At 63.6% G+C, this 13,852-nt stretch carries 11 protein-coding genes; 5 read left to right on the top strand and 6 right to left on the bottom strand.

From position 1 onward, the window contains the following. The first annotated feature begins 144 nt into the window (after positions 1-144). Together MKZ91_RS02110 and MKZ91_RS02105 are read left to right on the top strand one after the other, a co-directional pair. Positions 145-1,056, top strand: coding sequence for an ABC transporter permease (locus tag MKZ91_RS02110; protein WP_336167468.1), 912 nt, complete (start codon positions 145-147; stop codon positions 1,054-1,056). Further along, a complete protein-coding gene (locus MKZ91_RS02105; protein WP_336167466.1) occupies positions 1,049-2,095 on the top strand; it encodes a quaternary amine ABC transporter ATP-binding protein in 1,047 nt (348 codons plus the stop codon). Before MKZ91_RS02110 ends, MKZ91_RS02105 begins: the two co-directional genes overlap by 8 nt. A gap of 350 nt (positions 2,096-2,445) precedes the next feature. Here MKZ91_RS02105 and MKZ91_RS02100 read toward each other — a convergent pair whose 3' ends face one another. Next, on the bottom strand, positions 2,446-3,315 hold the full coding sequence (locus MKZ91_RS02100; RefSeq protein WP_336167465.1) for a D-alanyl-D-alanine carboxypeptidase family protein: 870 nt from the start codon (positions 3,313-3,315) through the stop codon (positions 2,446-2,448). Between the two features lie 382 nt (positions 3,316-3,697). Here MKZ91_RS02100 and MKZ91_RS02095 point away from each other — a divergent pair, with 382 nt between their 5' ends. Further along, positions 3,698-5,041, top strand: coding sequence for an O-antigen ligase family protein (locus MKZ91_RS02095; protein WP_336167463.1), 1,344 nt, complete (start codon positions 3,698-3,700; stop codon positions 5,039-5,041). A gap of 83 nt (positions 5,042-5,124) precedes the next feature. Further along, the gene (bmt, locus tag MKZ91_RS02090) at positions 5,125-6,141 is read left to right on the top strand and encodes a betaine--homocysteine S-methyltransferase (protein WP_336167461.1); all 1,017 of its coding nucleotides are present in this window, start codon (positions 5,125-5,127) and stop codon (positions 6,139-6,141) included. Positions 6,142-6,235: 94 nt separating this feature from the next. On the opposite strand, the gene MKZ91_RS02085 is transcribed toward bmt, so the two are convergent. From MKZ91_RS02085 to MKZ91_RS02075, 3 genes are all read right to left on the bottom strand, one after another. Beyond that, positions 6,236-8,203: an acyltransferase family protein gene (locus tag MKZ91_RS02085; RefSeq protein WP_336167459.1), complete on the bottom strand. Its 1,968-nt coding sequence runs from the start codon at positions 8,201-8,203 to the stop codon at positions 6,236-6,238. Positions 8,204-8,426: 223 nt separating this feature from the next. Further along, complete coding sequence (locus MKZ91_RS02080; RefSeq protein ID WP_336167458.1) at positions 8,427-9,572, bottom strand: pyridoxal phosphate-dependent aminotransferase; 1,146 nt, start codon at positions 9,570-9,572, stop codon at positions 8,427-8,429. A gap of 159 nt (positions 9,573-9,731) precedes the next feature. Continuing rightward, positions 9,732-10,367 carry a helix-turn-helix transcriptional regulator gene (locus tag MKZ91_RS02075; RefSeq protein ID WP_336167456.1) on the bottom strand — a complete coding sequence of 212 codons (636 nt, stop codon included), beginning with the start codon at positions 10,365-10,367 and terminating at the stop codon, positions 9,732-9,734. Positions 10,368-10,545: 178 nt separating this feature from the next. Between MKZ91_RS02075 and MKZ91_RS02070 the strand changes: the two genes are divergently transcribed. Next, positions 10,546-10,893, top strand: coding sequence for a hypothetical protein (locus tag MKZ91_RS02070; RefSeq protein ID WP_336167455.1), 348 nt, complete (start codon positions 10,546-10,548; stop codon positions 10,891-10,893). A gap of 346 nt (positions 10,894-11,239) precedes the next feature. On the opposite strand, the gene MKZ91_RS02065 is transcribed toward MKZ91_RS02070, so the two are convergent. Continuing rightward, entirely contained in the window at positions 11,240-13,300 is a 2,061-nt protein-coding gene (locus MKZ91_RS02065; RefSeq protein ID WP_336167453.1) for a vWA domain-containing protein, read from the bottom strand. Next, complete coding sequence (locus tag MKZ91_RS02060; protein ID WP_336167451.1) at positions 13,297-13,824, bottom strand: RNA polymerase sigma factor; 528 nt, start codon at positions 13,822-13,824, stop codon at positions 13,297-13,299. Before MKZ91_RS02060 ends, MKZ91_RS02065 begins: the two co-directional genes overlap by 4 nt. Between the last annotated feature and the right edge of the window lie 28 nt (positions 13,825-13,852).

Below are 13,852 nucleotides of genomic sequence, written 5' to 3'. Positions count from 1 at the left end.
TAAAGCGGATGCCACATTTCGCTGACAACATTTCAAACGCCGGGACCCGAAGAGGTCACCCGCAAGTGTGCGCAGCCATCGACGATAGTCGGTGCCGAGACGCAACCGGCGACAACAAGACTTCCGGCCAAGAAGGGGAAACAAATGGCATCCATCTGCAGTGTCTTGCCAGAGTTGCTCTGCAAGTTCCCTGCCATTGACGACGGCATGATCCGCCTGGCGCGCAAGACCATTGACGACGGCTTCAAGGGCTTCGTCCGTTCTTACGGCGACGCCATCGATACCGTGGTCCAGCCGCTTCAATGGTTCCTGAATTATCTCGAGGGCCTGTTCGTCGGCTCGCCCTGGATCCTCGTGCTGGTCCTTATGGTAGCCGTCGTCTATTTCGGCAGCCGCAACATCGCCATCACCATCGGCACGGCGCTGTCGATGATCGCCATCGGCCTTGTCGGGCTTTGGAACGACACGATGATCACGCTCGCCATGGTCACCGTCTGTACGCTCATTTCGATCCTGATCGGCATTCCGATCGGCATCCTGATGGCGCGTTCGGACCGGGTGCAGGCCTTCGTCAACCCGGTCCTCGACGTCATGCAGACGATGCCGAGCTTCGTCTACCTGATCCCGGTCGTGATGATCTTCGGCATCGGCAAGGTGCCGGGCCTGATCGCGGTCGTCATCTATGCCGTGCCGCCGATGATCCGGCTGACCAATCTCGGCATCCGGCTCGTCGACCAGGAAGTGCTCGAGGCGGCCGACGCCTTCGGCTCCTCCACCTGGCAGAAACTGAAGAACGTGCAGATGCCCTTGGCACTGCCGACCATCATGGCCGGCATCAACCAGACGATCATGATGTCGCTGGCAATGGTTGTCGTCGCCTCGATGATCGGTGTCGGTGGCCTCGGCAAGAACGTGCTGCAGGCGATCGCCAACCAGTTCTTCACTGTCGGCTTCCTCAACGGTTTTGCCCTCGTCGGCATCGCCATCATTTTCGACCGCACCAGCCAGGCCTTCGGCAAGCGGCTGCAGAAGCACTCGGAGGTTATCCATGGCTAGTCACGCGATCGAGGTGAAGAACCTCTACAAGATCTTCGGGCCACGCGGCGCCGACTTTGTCGATGCGGTCAAGAAGGGCATGGGCAAGGCCGAGCTCAACGAGCAGCACGGTCACGTGCTCGGCCTGCAGGACATCAACATCTCCATGCCCGCCGGCGGCGTCATGGTGGTGATGGGGCTCTCCGGCTCCGGCAAGTCGACGCTGATCCGCCACATCAACCGGCTGATCGACCCGACTGCCGGCGAAGTGCTCTATGACGGTGTCGACGTCTGCAAGATGAACGACAACGATCTTAGGGAATTCCGCCGCCACAAGACGGCGATGGTGTTCCAGAAGTTCGCGCTGCTGCCGCATCGCACCGTGCTCGACAACACCGTCTACGGTCTCGAGATCCAGGGCATCGAGCGCAAGGAAAGCGAGAAGCGCGCCCGCGGCTGGATCGAGCGTGTCGGCCTCAAGGGCTTCGAGAACCACTTTCCGAACCAGCTTTCGGGCGGCATGCAGCAGCGCGTGGGCCTCGCCCGGGCGCTGACCAACGATGCCGACATCCTGTTGATGGACGAAGCCTATTCGGCGCTCGATCCCTTGATCCGTGTCGACATGCAGACGGTGCTGCTCGACCTGCAGAAGGAACTGAAGAAGACCGTCGTCTTCATCACACACGACCTCGACGAAGCATTGCGGCTTGGAGACAAGATCGCCATCCTGCGTGATGGCCGCGTGGTGCAGCAGGGCACCGGCCAGGAAATCGTGCTTTCGCCGGCGGACGACTACATCACCGCCTTCGTCAAGGAAGTGAACCGCGGCCGGGTCATCAATGTCGAGACGATCATGCGGCCGCTCTCAGGCAACGCCGAAGGCGTGCCTCTGGTGAGCGGCACGGTGCTGGAATCGGCGGCCCGCACCATGACCGCCGCCCGGGTCTCAAGCGCCCATGTGGTCGACGCGAATGGTCGGCCGATCGGCGCGCTCGACCTTTCGGCCATCATCGCCGCCATGGTGACGCCGGTGAGCCACGAGGACCGCGCCGCGGCGTAAATTGCGAGGGGCGGTCTATCTGCCCTTCTCGACGCGGCAAGAGAAGCGCGCCTCATCCGCGCGGTGAGGAAGCCCCTCATCCGCCTGCCGGCACCTTCTCCCCGTTCTGACGGGGAGAAGGGACACGTGGCAACGCCGAAGTCCCTCCTGCAAGACCTTATGAATCGCCAACTCAAGTTCTGGCGGCCCGCAACAGTTCTCGTCCCCTCGCCCCGCCTGCGGGGAGAGGGTTAGTCCTCGGGTTAAAGCCGATGAGAGGGGGAAACCTTCACGCTCATCGGCGAGCCGAACGGTTAGACGACCGAGTCTCGAGAAAAGAGCCCTGCCGCCTAACAAGACAGATCGTGCAATCAGTTCGTCGTGGTCGCCGCCGCCGCAGCAGCGGCCGGTTCGGCAACGCCTGCAGCGCTTGCCTCGTCCTTCGGCGGCAGGAACTTGTCGAGCAGGCCGATCATCTCATCGTCGCGCGCCTGTGCGGTCTTGCCGCCCAGGACAACGGCGACGAGTCGCGTGCCGCCACGCTTGGCCGAGGTCACGAGATTGTAGCCGGACGCGTCGGTGTAGCCGGTCTTGATGCCGTCGACGCCTTCGTAGCGCTTCATCACGCCGTTGTGGCCGCGCAGCTTCATGCCGCGAAACTCGATCGTCTTGTTGGCAAACAGCTGGAATTCCTGCGGAAAGTCGCGCATCAGCGCCAGGCCGAGGGTCGCCATGTCACGCGCCGTCGTCACCTGGGCCGGATCCGGCAGGCCGTTGGCGTTCTTGAACACCGTGCGGCTCATGCCGAGCGTCTGTGCCTTGCGGGTCATCATCGTGCCGAAGGCAGGCTCGTTGCCGGCGAGCGTTTCGCCGATGACCACGGCCGCATCATTGGCCGAGAGCACCACCATGCCCATGACCGCCTCGCGCACCGTGATCTGGCGACCGGCGCCAACGGCAAGCTTGAAGGGCTCCAGGCTGTTGGCATGCTCCGACACCGTCAGCTTCTGGTCCCATGCAAGCGTGCCGTTCTTCAGCGCTTCAAAAGCGAGATAGAGGGTCATCATCTTGGTCAGCGACGCCGGGTAGTTCAGTTCATCGGCATTGTCCGCCTCGAGGATCGAGCCGGTCTCGGCATTGACGACAAAATGCGCCTGGCCGGCTGCGGCATAGGATGCGCTGCCAAGAAGCAGGCTCACAGAGACCGCGGCGGACGCGACCATACGGTATAAGGACTGCATATCGTGTTTCTCGTTTCGACGCTCTCGAACGATCTCGGGAGGAAGGATCGTGATCGCATATTGGAAGACATGCCGCAGAATACGGCAACGGCCGCGCTTTTCAGCGGCCGACACACCCCGCCTTTTTACGGGCGCGGGGGCCAGGCGGCAAGCGCCTGCGGCAATCAGTGCGCATTTATCGATGCCTGGGACATAAAGGACACGGGTGCCGGTGGAGCGTGAAGCGCCCGCCCCTTGCTCGTCCGTTTCACCGAGACTTAACCTGAATGCGCCAAGGTGGCATCGCATCCCTGCCCGCCCGTGCCCGCACGGCCGCCGGACGGGGCCCGCAATCGACGCCGCATGACCGCGGCAACCTTGCCTCATCCGTTTCGGCGTCGCCATGCACGTAAACTCAGCCACGGCCAACCTTTCCAGCAAGCGGCAGCCCGTGCCGGCCGCCGTCGATGCCGGCCTCATCGAGCTTGTCCATGGCCTTGCAGCGCTGCTCTCCGGCCTCGGTCTGTTCCTGATCGTCTTCACGCTGATCCCGTTCCAGGGTGCGGTCACGACCGATCCCAATGCGGCCAACGAAGGCAACATCATCAACCAGGTCGGCTACCTCGTGCTGGGCGCCGTCTATCTCTTTGCCATGTGCATGGTCGTCGACCGGCGCGTGCTTTCACGCCTCGTCTCGCCCTCCTGGATCGCGATCTTCGCGATCGCCTATCTCTCCTGCCTTCAATCCTATGATCCGGCCGCCTCCGCCCGCGGCCTGACGCTGAGCCTGGTCGCCATGATCATGGTGGCGGGCGTGCTGGTGCTGCCGCGCAGCGAGAAGGATTTCGTCAACGCCGGCGCCAATGCGATCCTCGTCCTGATCCTGATCGACTATACGGCCCTGATCGTTGCGCCCGACCGCGCCATCCATTCGGCCTTCGGCGACGAGCCCTGGCATGCCGGCTTCTGGCGTGGGCACCTGTTGCACAAGAACGTCTCGGCGCCGGTCTTTTCCATTCTGTGCATGTTCGGCATCTATTGCCTGCGCGCCGGCGCGCCCTTGCGCGGCTGGGCGATCACGCTGCTGGCCGCCAATTTCGTGCTGCACACCGGCTCGAAGACGACGATCGGCTTCCTGCCGATCGCCATCGGCCTAGTCTTTGCCGGTCGCGCCGTGCGCAGCCCCGGGCTGATGATCCTTGCCCATCTCGGCATGTCGGTGCTGGTCTTCGGCCTGACGCTCGGCAGCATTTACTCCAATACTCTACATGCCATCACCAAGGCGCTGATCGACGACCCGACCTTCACGGGCCGCGACGACATCTGGAAATTTGCGAGCGCCAGCATCGCCGAGCGGCCCTGGCTTGGCCAGGGTTACGCGAGTTTCTGGCTGTCGCCGGTCATCATGGGACTGGAGGCGAATTTCGAGGCAAGCTGGGACGTGCGCGGCATCGTCACCGGCCACAACAGCTACCTCGATGCCGTGCTGATGTTCGGCGTGCCGGGCGGCATCCTCATGACGCTGCTCATCTTCGTCAAACCACTGGTGGACTATGCCCACGCCTACCGCCGGCCCGAGGCCCGGGTCTTTGCCGATTTCTGCGTCATGGTGGTGATCTTCATGACCTATAACGCCATGCTGGAAAGTTTCTTCCTCAATCGCGCCGACCCGATGTGGCTGTTGACGGCGCTCGCCGTCTTCGGGCTCGGCCTTGCCGGCCGCATGAGCCTGCGCGCTCAACAATAGTTGCCGCCCGCACGTGAACGGCTTGCAAAGACATAAAGATATCTTTATATCTTGTTGCAATTCATTCTAGCCGGGAAAAACCGATGACCGCAGCCACCAATGCCCTCTCCGCCCTGCTTGCCGAAAAAGGCGTTCTCCTTGCCGACGGTGCGACCGGCACCTCGCTCTTTGCCATGGGCCTGGAGGCTGGCGAAGCACCGGAACTCTGGAACGAGACGAAGCCTGACAATATCACCAAGCTGCACCAGGATTTCGTCGACGCCGGCGCCGACATCATCCTCACCAACACCTTCGGCGGCACCCGCCATCGCCTGAAGCTGCACCAGGCCGACGATCGCGTGCATGCGCTGAACAAGCGCGCCGCCGAGATTGCCCGCGCCGTTGCCGACAAGGCATCGCGCAAGGTCATCACCGCCGGTTCTGTCGGCCCGACCGGCGAACTTTTGATCCCGCTCGGCGCGCTGTCCTATGAGGATGCCGTCGTGGCCTTCGTCGAACAGATCGAGGGCCTGAAGGCCGGCGGCGCCGAAGTCGCCTGGATCGAGACCATGTCTTCGCCGGACGAAATCCGCGCCGCGGCTGAAGCAGCCATCAAGGTTGGCATGCCCTATGTCTACACCGGCTCCTTCGACACCGCCGGCAAGACGATGATGGGCCTGCACCCGAAGGACATCCACGGCGTTGCCAGCGACCTCGACAACGGCCCGATTGCCGTTGGCGCCAATTGCGGCGTCGGCGCCTCCGACATTCTCTCCTCGCTGCTCGACATGACCGAGGCAGCGCCTGAGGCAACCGTCATCGTCAAGGGCAATTGCGGCATTCCGGAATTCCGCGGCTCGGAAATCCACTATTCCGGCACGCCGCCGCTGATGGCCGAATATGTGCGGCTTGCCGCCGATGCCGGCGCCAAGATCATCGGCGGCTGCTGCGGCACCACCTGCAGCCACCTCGCCGCCATGCGCGTCGCACTCGATGAGCATCAGCGCCGCGAGCGCCCGACGCTCGACCTGATCATCGAGAAGATCGGCCCCTTGCGCAACAAGACCGCCAACGAGACGGCCGCCGCCCCGAGCCGCGAGCGCCGCAGCCGCCGCGCCTGATCGGCAAGCGCCGCAAGCCAGAAACGAAGACGCCCCGGCATCGAAAGATCCGGGGCGTTTCTTTTGTCCACGTGCCGCCATGCTGGCGGCACTGTCACGAGCCGGCGCTCTCGAAAGCGGCTGGCTGAGCAGCACGTTGCGACAGCGTCTCGTCCTTCGCCGCATCAATGAAGGTTCGGTAGAAATCGAACGACCGGCCCATCTGGCGCGAGCCCTGGGCGGAAAAATGCCCGCCATCTTCAAACAGCGCGACGCCCTTGTCCTCGACCTTGCAGGAAGCCGCGTCGCAGAGGTAGTTGTTGAAACTGACGACCGGATACTCGTCGGCGATATCGGCGACCACGGTGAGCACGTCGCGATCATGGCGGCGCACGTTCTCGAGCGCCGGCTCGCAGCGCTGGTCGGGCTCGTCCAGCAACCGCGATCTGGCAACGCATAGCCCGGTGTCACGGCCGTCATGCGGCGTGGGCGCCACGAAAACCGGCTCGAAACCATTCTCCTTGAGCCATGCGAGCGTCGCCCGCAGCCCGTCACTCAGAAGCCTGGTCTCCGACGGCACCTCTTTGTGCCCATCGACGAGCACCCGCTCTTCCTTCAGGTACTGGCTGAGCGACGACGACAGGACGACGTAGCGGATCGACCGGTTGGCCAGAAGGAAGCGGCGCACGTCGCTGTTATAGCGGACACAATCCTGCGGCCAGTCACGGCCAAGCCGCGGGACGACCGGCGCGAGATTCACGAACGGCCCGCAATTGTTCTTGGCCAGTTGCACGAGCTCAACGTCCGGCTTCGAGGCGATGATGCCATCGACGAGATGGCGGGCGAAGGAATCGCCCCAGACCGCAACTTCCGGCGCCGCGCTGGTGGCGCATTTGAGATCGGCCACCGCATCGCAGGTCTTGCCGAGACCGACGCTCGGCCGGGTAAGCTCGGCAAGCGCACGATTTCTCGACACCAGCCCATCGGAGCCGTCGAAGCCGAGACCGAGTGCGATGGCCGCCGATCCCGCGGCAAGCGTTGCGCCGAAGACGGCACCGCGGCCGAAACGCACGGGCTTGCGGAAGGGCTGCTCGACGAAGCGCCAGCTGAGAAACGCAAGCACGAAGCAGAGCCCGATCAGCACCACGTAGCCACTCTCCGGGATTTCCTCGATCGCGCGCAACCGTGCAAAGGCAAAGACCGGCTGGTGCCAGAGATAGAGGCTGTAGCTGATCAGCCCGATCGCCACCAAGGGCTTGAGCGACAGCAGCCGGCCAACGACGGTATCGCCGCGGCCAAAGGCAAGAACGAGCGCGGTGCCGAGCACCACCGGAACCGTCGCCCAGCCGGGATAGAAGGCGGATTCCTTGACGAACGCATAGCTCGCGACAATGGCTGCAAGACCGAGCGTTGCGAGCAGCTCACGATGGAACTTCTTCACTTCGAACGTCTCGACACCGGCAAGCGCCAGGGCCGCGCCGATGCCCAGTTCCCAGAAGCGGCTTGGCAGCAGGTAGAAATTTGCCGCCGGATCCAGAAAGGCCAGGAGCTGCGTGCTGCCGAAACTCACGAGGATCAGGGCCGCCATGACCTTCAATGTCGTTGCCGGCGAGAAGCGGCGAAGCAGGAGCAGAAGCAGCGGGAACACCAGGTAGAACTGCTCTTCGACCGCCAGCGACCATGTGTGCAACAGCGGCATGAGGTCGGTACTCGGCGCGAAATAGCCGGTCTGGTCCCAGAACACGAAGTTCGAGGCAAACAGGTTCACCGCGTAGAGGCTCTTGCCGAAATTGTTGAGCTCTTCCGGCAACATCCACATCATCGCGAACGGTATGCAGACGGCACAGACCAAGAGAAGCGCGGGCGCCAGCCGACGCGCACGCCGCTCGTAGAAGCTGACAATGCTGAAGCGCCCCTCGCGGATCTCGCGGTGGATGATCGAGGTGATCAGGAAGCCGCTGATGACGAAGAAGACGTCAACCCCGGCAAAACCGCCATCGACAAGGCCAAAGCCGGCATGGAACAGGAGCACTGGGACCACGGCAAGCGCGCGCAGTCCATCGATTTCGGGTCTGTATTGCATCAGGGGGGAAATACTCGAGAGGCAGAAGCGGTTCCGTTAACACGGCCTTACCATTCGGGCCACGGGCCGCTTGTCTATATCCACACCTGTGCAATTTCTGGGCAGGAAGCGGGCCATAAGGCGGCACTCTGCTGCATCCGGCTGTGCGGCCGCGATCCTTCAGCGTCGAGCCAAGCAAGGCCGGATGCGGCCGCGCCTTGCGTGATCCGGCCCTGAGAATGCGTCAGGCAGCGGCGCCCACCCCGCTCAAATGCCGGCGCCAGGCGTCGAGGCCAACCTCGATATTCGTGCGACCGAAGCCGACGCGGAAGCGGTCGGTCGCAACCGGCAGCAGGTCCGAGACAAACAGGCTCGACGGCAGGAGGAGCACGCCCGCCTCCTCTACCAGCCGCCGGCAGTGGGTCTCGACCCCGTCGGCGCCGAGATAGCGGGCAAAGCCGACGCAGCCGCCATCGGGTGCCCGCCATTCGTAAAGGCCAGGGAACTCGGCGAAGAAGGCGCTGAGCTTTTCGAGATTGGCCGACACAAGCGCCCTGTTGCGCTCCAGGATCGTCGTGCGGGCTTTGAGTGCAATCGTTGCCAGCACTTCAGACGGCCGCGAATTGCAGATCGACAGGTAGTGCTTCATCTTCTCCATGCGGTGAAGCAGCGCGTGGTCGCGGCAGGCGATCCAGCCGATCCTCAGGCCCGGCAGGCCATAGGCCTTGGACATGACGTTGAGCGAGATGCCGCGCTCGAAGAGTTCGGCCGCCTGCGGCAGGCGCAAGCCCGCGTCTCGCTCCAACCCGCGATAGACCTCGTCGCTGAAGAGATGGATGCCGCGCTCGGCGCAAAGCTCAGCCAGCGCCGCAAAGGTCTGCTGGTCGGCGATCGCCCCTGTCGGGTTGTTGGGGAAGTTGACGCAGATGAGCCGGGTGTTCGGGCGCAAGGCAGCGCGCACATCGGCAATGTCGAGCCGCCAGTTGTTCTCCGGGCGAAGCGGCACGCCGGTCACAGAACCGGCAATCGTTACCGGCAGGGTCTCCATCGACTGGTAGTTCGGCACAGTCACGATCGCATGATCGTCGGGCCCAAGCAGCGCCAGCATGGCGCAATAGAGCCCCTCTTCCGCGCCGGCAAAGCAGAGAATATCGGCGGCCGTTAGCCCCTCGTAGGTATCGGCGATCGCGGCCCTCAGCGCCGGCGCGCCATAGGTCTCGGTATAGCCGAGCGTCACCGTCTCCCAAGCGGCGCGATCCTCATCGTCGGCAAGCGCCAGGAGGTGGCTCATGGTCATCGTCTGGCTGTCGCTCGCCGTCATATGGTGGCGGGCATTGAACTCCCAGCGGGAGAAATGGGTTTCGAGCCGGAAGTCGGGCAAAGTCGTCATGGCGGATGTCCTCCTCTCGCAGGCAGGTCCTGCCATGCGAGGCGATTGCAAATGGGCCCGGCGCATCCTTGTCCCAAGTGGAGCCACTCGAGGCAGAAAGATGCCCTAGAATCAAAGTGCCAGAGCGCCCTTTGTACGTTCATGCGAACCTATGGCGCTCTAGCGGTTCTCGCCGCGTGCTGCGGCGAGGTAATTGTAGATCGAGGCGCGCGAGGCGCCGACCAGGCTTGCGAGGTGATCGACGGCGTTGCGCGTCTCAAACAGGCCGCGCGCGTCGAGTGCTGCCACCAGCGCGACGCGGTCGCCACGCTTCAGCGCCGAGAGTGCAAGCCCGCGCTCCCTCAGCCAGCCATGGAGCGCCGCATTGATCTCCTCGCGCCAGTCGCGCGAAAACAGCGCCTGCGGCCTTGGCTGTTCTGCCCCGGCGAAGGCCGAAAGCAGCTTCAGCGCATTGTCGATCATGGAAACGTCGAGATTGATGCAAAGCAGTCCGATCGCTTCGCCCTCGCCATCGCGCAGCACCGCAGAGATCGACTTGAAGCGTTGACCGTCAGGTCCGGTCTTTTCATAGGGGCCGAGCACCATGTCCTTGGCGGAGAAACGGGTGAACTCCGCCTCGATCAGCGAGTCCTCACCGACGGAACGGCCGGAGAAACAATTCCAGATCGCAGCAATCGTTCCTGCCTTGAGATCGTGCAGCACCACTTCCGCATGCGGATAGAGCAAGGCGCTGATGGCACTGGCGGCCGGCGCGTGCATGGCTAGGCGAAAATTGGTGACGGGTTCCCTGTTCATGGGACGGAGATGCAGCAATTTGGATCAAATGTCAATATTGGACTAAATGTCCAGAGCGCATATTTGCAGATGCTTGCACAGCGCAAGCGGCTGGCCTATCCCCAAGAAACAACAGATTCGCCCGACAGGTCGATCCCGGGCGAAGCGTGCATGCACATCACTCGACGGAGACACTGACATGAATGCCGGCCCAGCCTCCTTCCCCGACCGGGACACCGTCGCCGAAAAGCTCGCGGTTCTTGGCGAGGCAGAGCAGTCCTTCCTTCGCCTGCTGATGGAAAACCCCGAACAGGACGAGCGGCTGATGGACGGCCTCTACCGCCACCTCGACCTGGCCTCGGAGGCCAAGTTCCTCAATTCGCTGAAGCTGGAAAAGCTCGGGACATGGCTCGGCAGCACCGCACCGGCGCGGCTGCAGATGCGGTTGATGGAAGCCGGCCGCTCCAGCCAGCACGCCGCCTATCAGGCGTTCAAGGCGGGACTGTCTAAAGCCGATGGATTGGGCCGCGCCTTTCCGAAGGCGTGAGGCCTCCCAGCGCTCGACGCTTTGCTCGACGCCTCTCACCTTACCCCTCTCCGCCAATGGCAGAGGGGACGGCAGACCAGGCGGATCGGGGCTAGCGCCGGAGAAATGCCCCTCACTGTCCTGGAAATGCCCCTCACTATCCTGCCGGACATCTCTCCCCGCAAGCGGGGAGAGAGCCGCTGGCCGCACCCTTCGCGAGATCCCAGGCTCCAGTCCTCACAATCTCAGCCGCCGCGATGGTCGAGACCGTCTCCGCGTGTTCCCTTCTCCCCGTCATGACGGGGAGAAGGTGCCGGCAGGCGGATGAGGGGCTGGCCTCACCACACGGTCGCCCCGCCTCAGTTCCTCAGTTGCCGCCGAGCCCCTTGGCCAGCCGCACCAGGTTGACGAATTCGCCGCGGTAACCGAACGGGTCGGCGCCCTTGGCGGTTGACGCAAGGTCGATGACCGCATCGTAGGAATAGTCAGCAAGAGCCGTCACGCCTGAAAGCTTCTGGCCAAAGGCGGCGACAGCCACCGAGAAGCGCACGTCATTGGACGCCTCGGCGAGCGACGGCACCGCATTCGCCTCGGTCACCGGCGTGGTGATCAACTCACTCCTGTCGCCGTCCGGCTTCTTGTAGCGGATCTTCAGGAAGGCGAGTTCGCCGCCATGCGGGCTGGCTTCGGCTGCTGGTCTCTGCGCCTCGGCATAACGCAGGTCGTCGTTGAGCACCGCCGGGCTGCCCTTCGGCGTCACTTCATAGATCGCCGTGACGCTGTGGCCGGAGCCGATGTCGCCCGCATCCACCTTGTCGTTGTTGAAGTCCTCGCGTTTCAAGGCCCGGGTCTCGTAGCCGATCAACCGGTACTCGGCGATTGCCGCCGGATTGAACTCCACCTGCAGCTTGACGTCCTTGGCGATCGGGAAAATCGACGAGCCCGCCTCTTCCACCAGCGTCTTCTGCGCTTCGGCAAGGGTATCGATATAGGCGGCGGTGCCGTTGCCGTTCTGGGCAATCGTCTGCATCAGCGCATCGTTGTAGTTGCCGCGGCCGAAGCCGAGCACGGAGAGGAAGATGCCGCTCTTGCGCTTCCCTTCGATCAGTTGCTTCAACTCTTCGTCGCTCGACGGACCGACATTGAAATCGCCGTCGGTCGCCAGCATGACGCGGTTGACGCCACCCTTGACGAAGGCCTTTTCGGCAAGGGCATAGGCCGCGCCGATGCCTTCCGCACCGGCAGTCGATCCACCCGGCTGCAAGGTATCGATTGCCGAAAGGATCTTCGCCTTGTCCTTGACGGCGGTCGGCTCCAGCACCGTGCCGGCATTGCCGGCATAGGTGACGATCGAGACCGTATCCTCGGGCTTCAATTTCTCGACCAGCAGTCGGAACGCACCCTTCAGCAGCGGCAGCTTGTCCGGCTCGTCCATGGAGCCGGAGACGTCGATCAGGAAGACGAGGTTTGCCTTGGGCGCCTCTGCCGGCACGACGTCATAGCCCTTGATCGCCACATGCATCAGCCGCGTGCCGCCGTTCCAGGGCGTAGGCGTCACCGTCACCGTCGCCTTGAACGGCTCGGCAGCATTTGCCGGGCGCGGCCAGTCATAGGGGAAGTAGTTGACCATCTCCTCGACCCGCACGGCATCGCGTTCCGGCATCTGGCCTTCCATCAGCGAGCGGCGGACGAAGGCATAAGATGCCGTGTCGACATCGACCGAGAAGGTCGAGACCGGATCGGTCGCAACGCTTTTCACCGGATTGCTGTCGGCCTTGCCGAAGCGCTCGCGGTTTTCCTCAAGCGCGGCGAGCTTCTCCTCGGCCACCGGCGCCGGCAAAACGGTCATCTGCGGCTGAGCGCCGCCGATGGCAGAGAGTGGGGCGGCACTGTCCTTGGCGACACGGCCGGCCATGACCTCGGGCGCCGCGGCTGGCGCCTGAGCCTTGCTCTCGACGTCTGCGACGGCGCGCGCCTCCTCGGTCTTCGCCTGGTGCTGGCGGGCGAGATCCTCGGCAGCCGCCTTCTTGGCTGCGGCCTCGGGCGCCGCCACTTTGGCGTCGGCCTCGGTCGTTGCCGTCTGCTTCGGCTTTTCCTTCAGCGCAATCTCCTGCCCGCTTTCGCCAAGCGAACCATTGCGCGTGAGTTCCAGTGTCAGGAAGGCGGCAGCAGGCACGACCAAGAGCGTGGCAAGCGCCGATCCGGCAAGCAGTTTCCGGTTCATGATGGGGCTCCATATCCAGTTGAAGATGGAGCTTTGACGATCAGGCGCTGCTGATCCTTGGGCCGATCCCTGGATGGCAGCCGAATTTTCTTGCTGCTCGTCGAAGGCCTGCATCGCGACGGCAAGCGCACGGGCGCGCGCTTCCGGAGAAGCCTTCGGCGGGGTAAGCCGGCCAAGCTTTTCGAAATCGTCGCTCATGGTCACACTGCCTCCTTGCCAAGCAATGTCTTCAGCCGCTTGCGTGCCTCATGCACATGCCAGGATATGGTTGCTTCCGAACAGCCGAGCACGTCGGCGGCGGCCTGATGGCTCAGCCCTTCGGCATAGACGAGCAGCACCGCGTCGCACTGCTTTTCCGGCAGCTGCCGCACCGCTGCCCACAGCGCTTCGCGCTGCTCTTCGTCCGGGTCCTGGGGCGGCGCTGCCACCGCCTGTTCGCTGGCATAGGCTTGCATCTGCCTGCCGTCGCGCACCTGCCGACGGCGATGGTCGCGCGCCGCGTTCAGCGTCAGTGTGTAGAGCCAGGTGCGAAACCGGCTCGTGCCACGAAAGCCGCGGATCGCCGCGCCCAGGCGCAGGCAGACATCCTGGGCGATATCCTCCGCATCCGAGACATTGCCCGACCACCGCCACGCCACCGCATGGACAAAGTCATAGTGTCGCTCGACAAGCTCACCGAAGGCCTGTCGGTCGCCCTGCACCGCTTTCTCGACGAGTTCAGCGTCCAATTCCGTGCCCGCTCTCACATCACCTAGA

This window comes from Ensifer sp. MJa1 (genome assembly GCF_037026475.1).
Taxonomy (GTDB): Bacteria; Pseudomonadota; Alphaproteobacteria; order Rhizobiales; family Rhizobiaceae; genus Ensifer.
This window is presented reverse-complemented; position numbering and strand designations above follow the sequence as displayed.

Bases quoted from the DNA above. Each gene is read 5' to 3' on its own strand.
- MKZ91_RS02085 (WP_336167459.1), bottom strand. From the start codon at position 8,203: ATGCAATACAGACCCGAAATCGATGGACTGCGCGCGCTTGCCGTGGTC.
- MKZ91_RS02080 (WP_336167458.1), bottom strand. From the start codon at position 9,572: ATGACGACTTTGCCCGACTTCCGGCTCGAAACCCATTTCTCCCGCTGG.
- MKZ91_RS02075 (WP_336167456.1), bottom strand. From the start codon at position 10,367: ATGAACAGGGAACCCGTCACCAATTTTCGCCTAGCCATGCACGCGCCG.
- MKZ91_RS02110 (WP_336167468.1), top strand. From the start codon at position 145: ATGGCATCCATCTGCAGTGTCTTGCCAGAGTTGCTCTGCAAGTTCCCT.
- MKZ91_RS02070 (WP_336167455.1), top strand. From the start codon at position 10,546: ATGAATGCCGGCCCAGCCTCCTTCCCCGACCGGGACACCGTCGCCGAA.
- MKZ91_RS02100 (WP_336167465.1), bottom strand. From the start codon at position 3,315: ATGCAGTCCTTATACCGTATGGTCGCGTCCGCCGCGGTCTCTGTGAGC.
- MKZ91_RS02095 (WP_336167463.1), top strand. From the start codon at position 3,698: ATGCACGTAAACTCAGCCACGGCCAACCTTTCCAGCAAGCGGCAGCCC.
- bmt (WP_336167461.1), top strand. From the start codon at position 5,125: ATGACCGCAGCCACCAATGCCCTCTCCGCCCTGCTTGCCGAAAAAGGC.
- MKZ91_RS02105 (WP_336167466.1), top strand. From the start codon at position 1,049: ATGGCTAGTCACGCGATCGAGGTGAAGAACCTCTACAAGATCTTCGGG.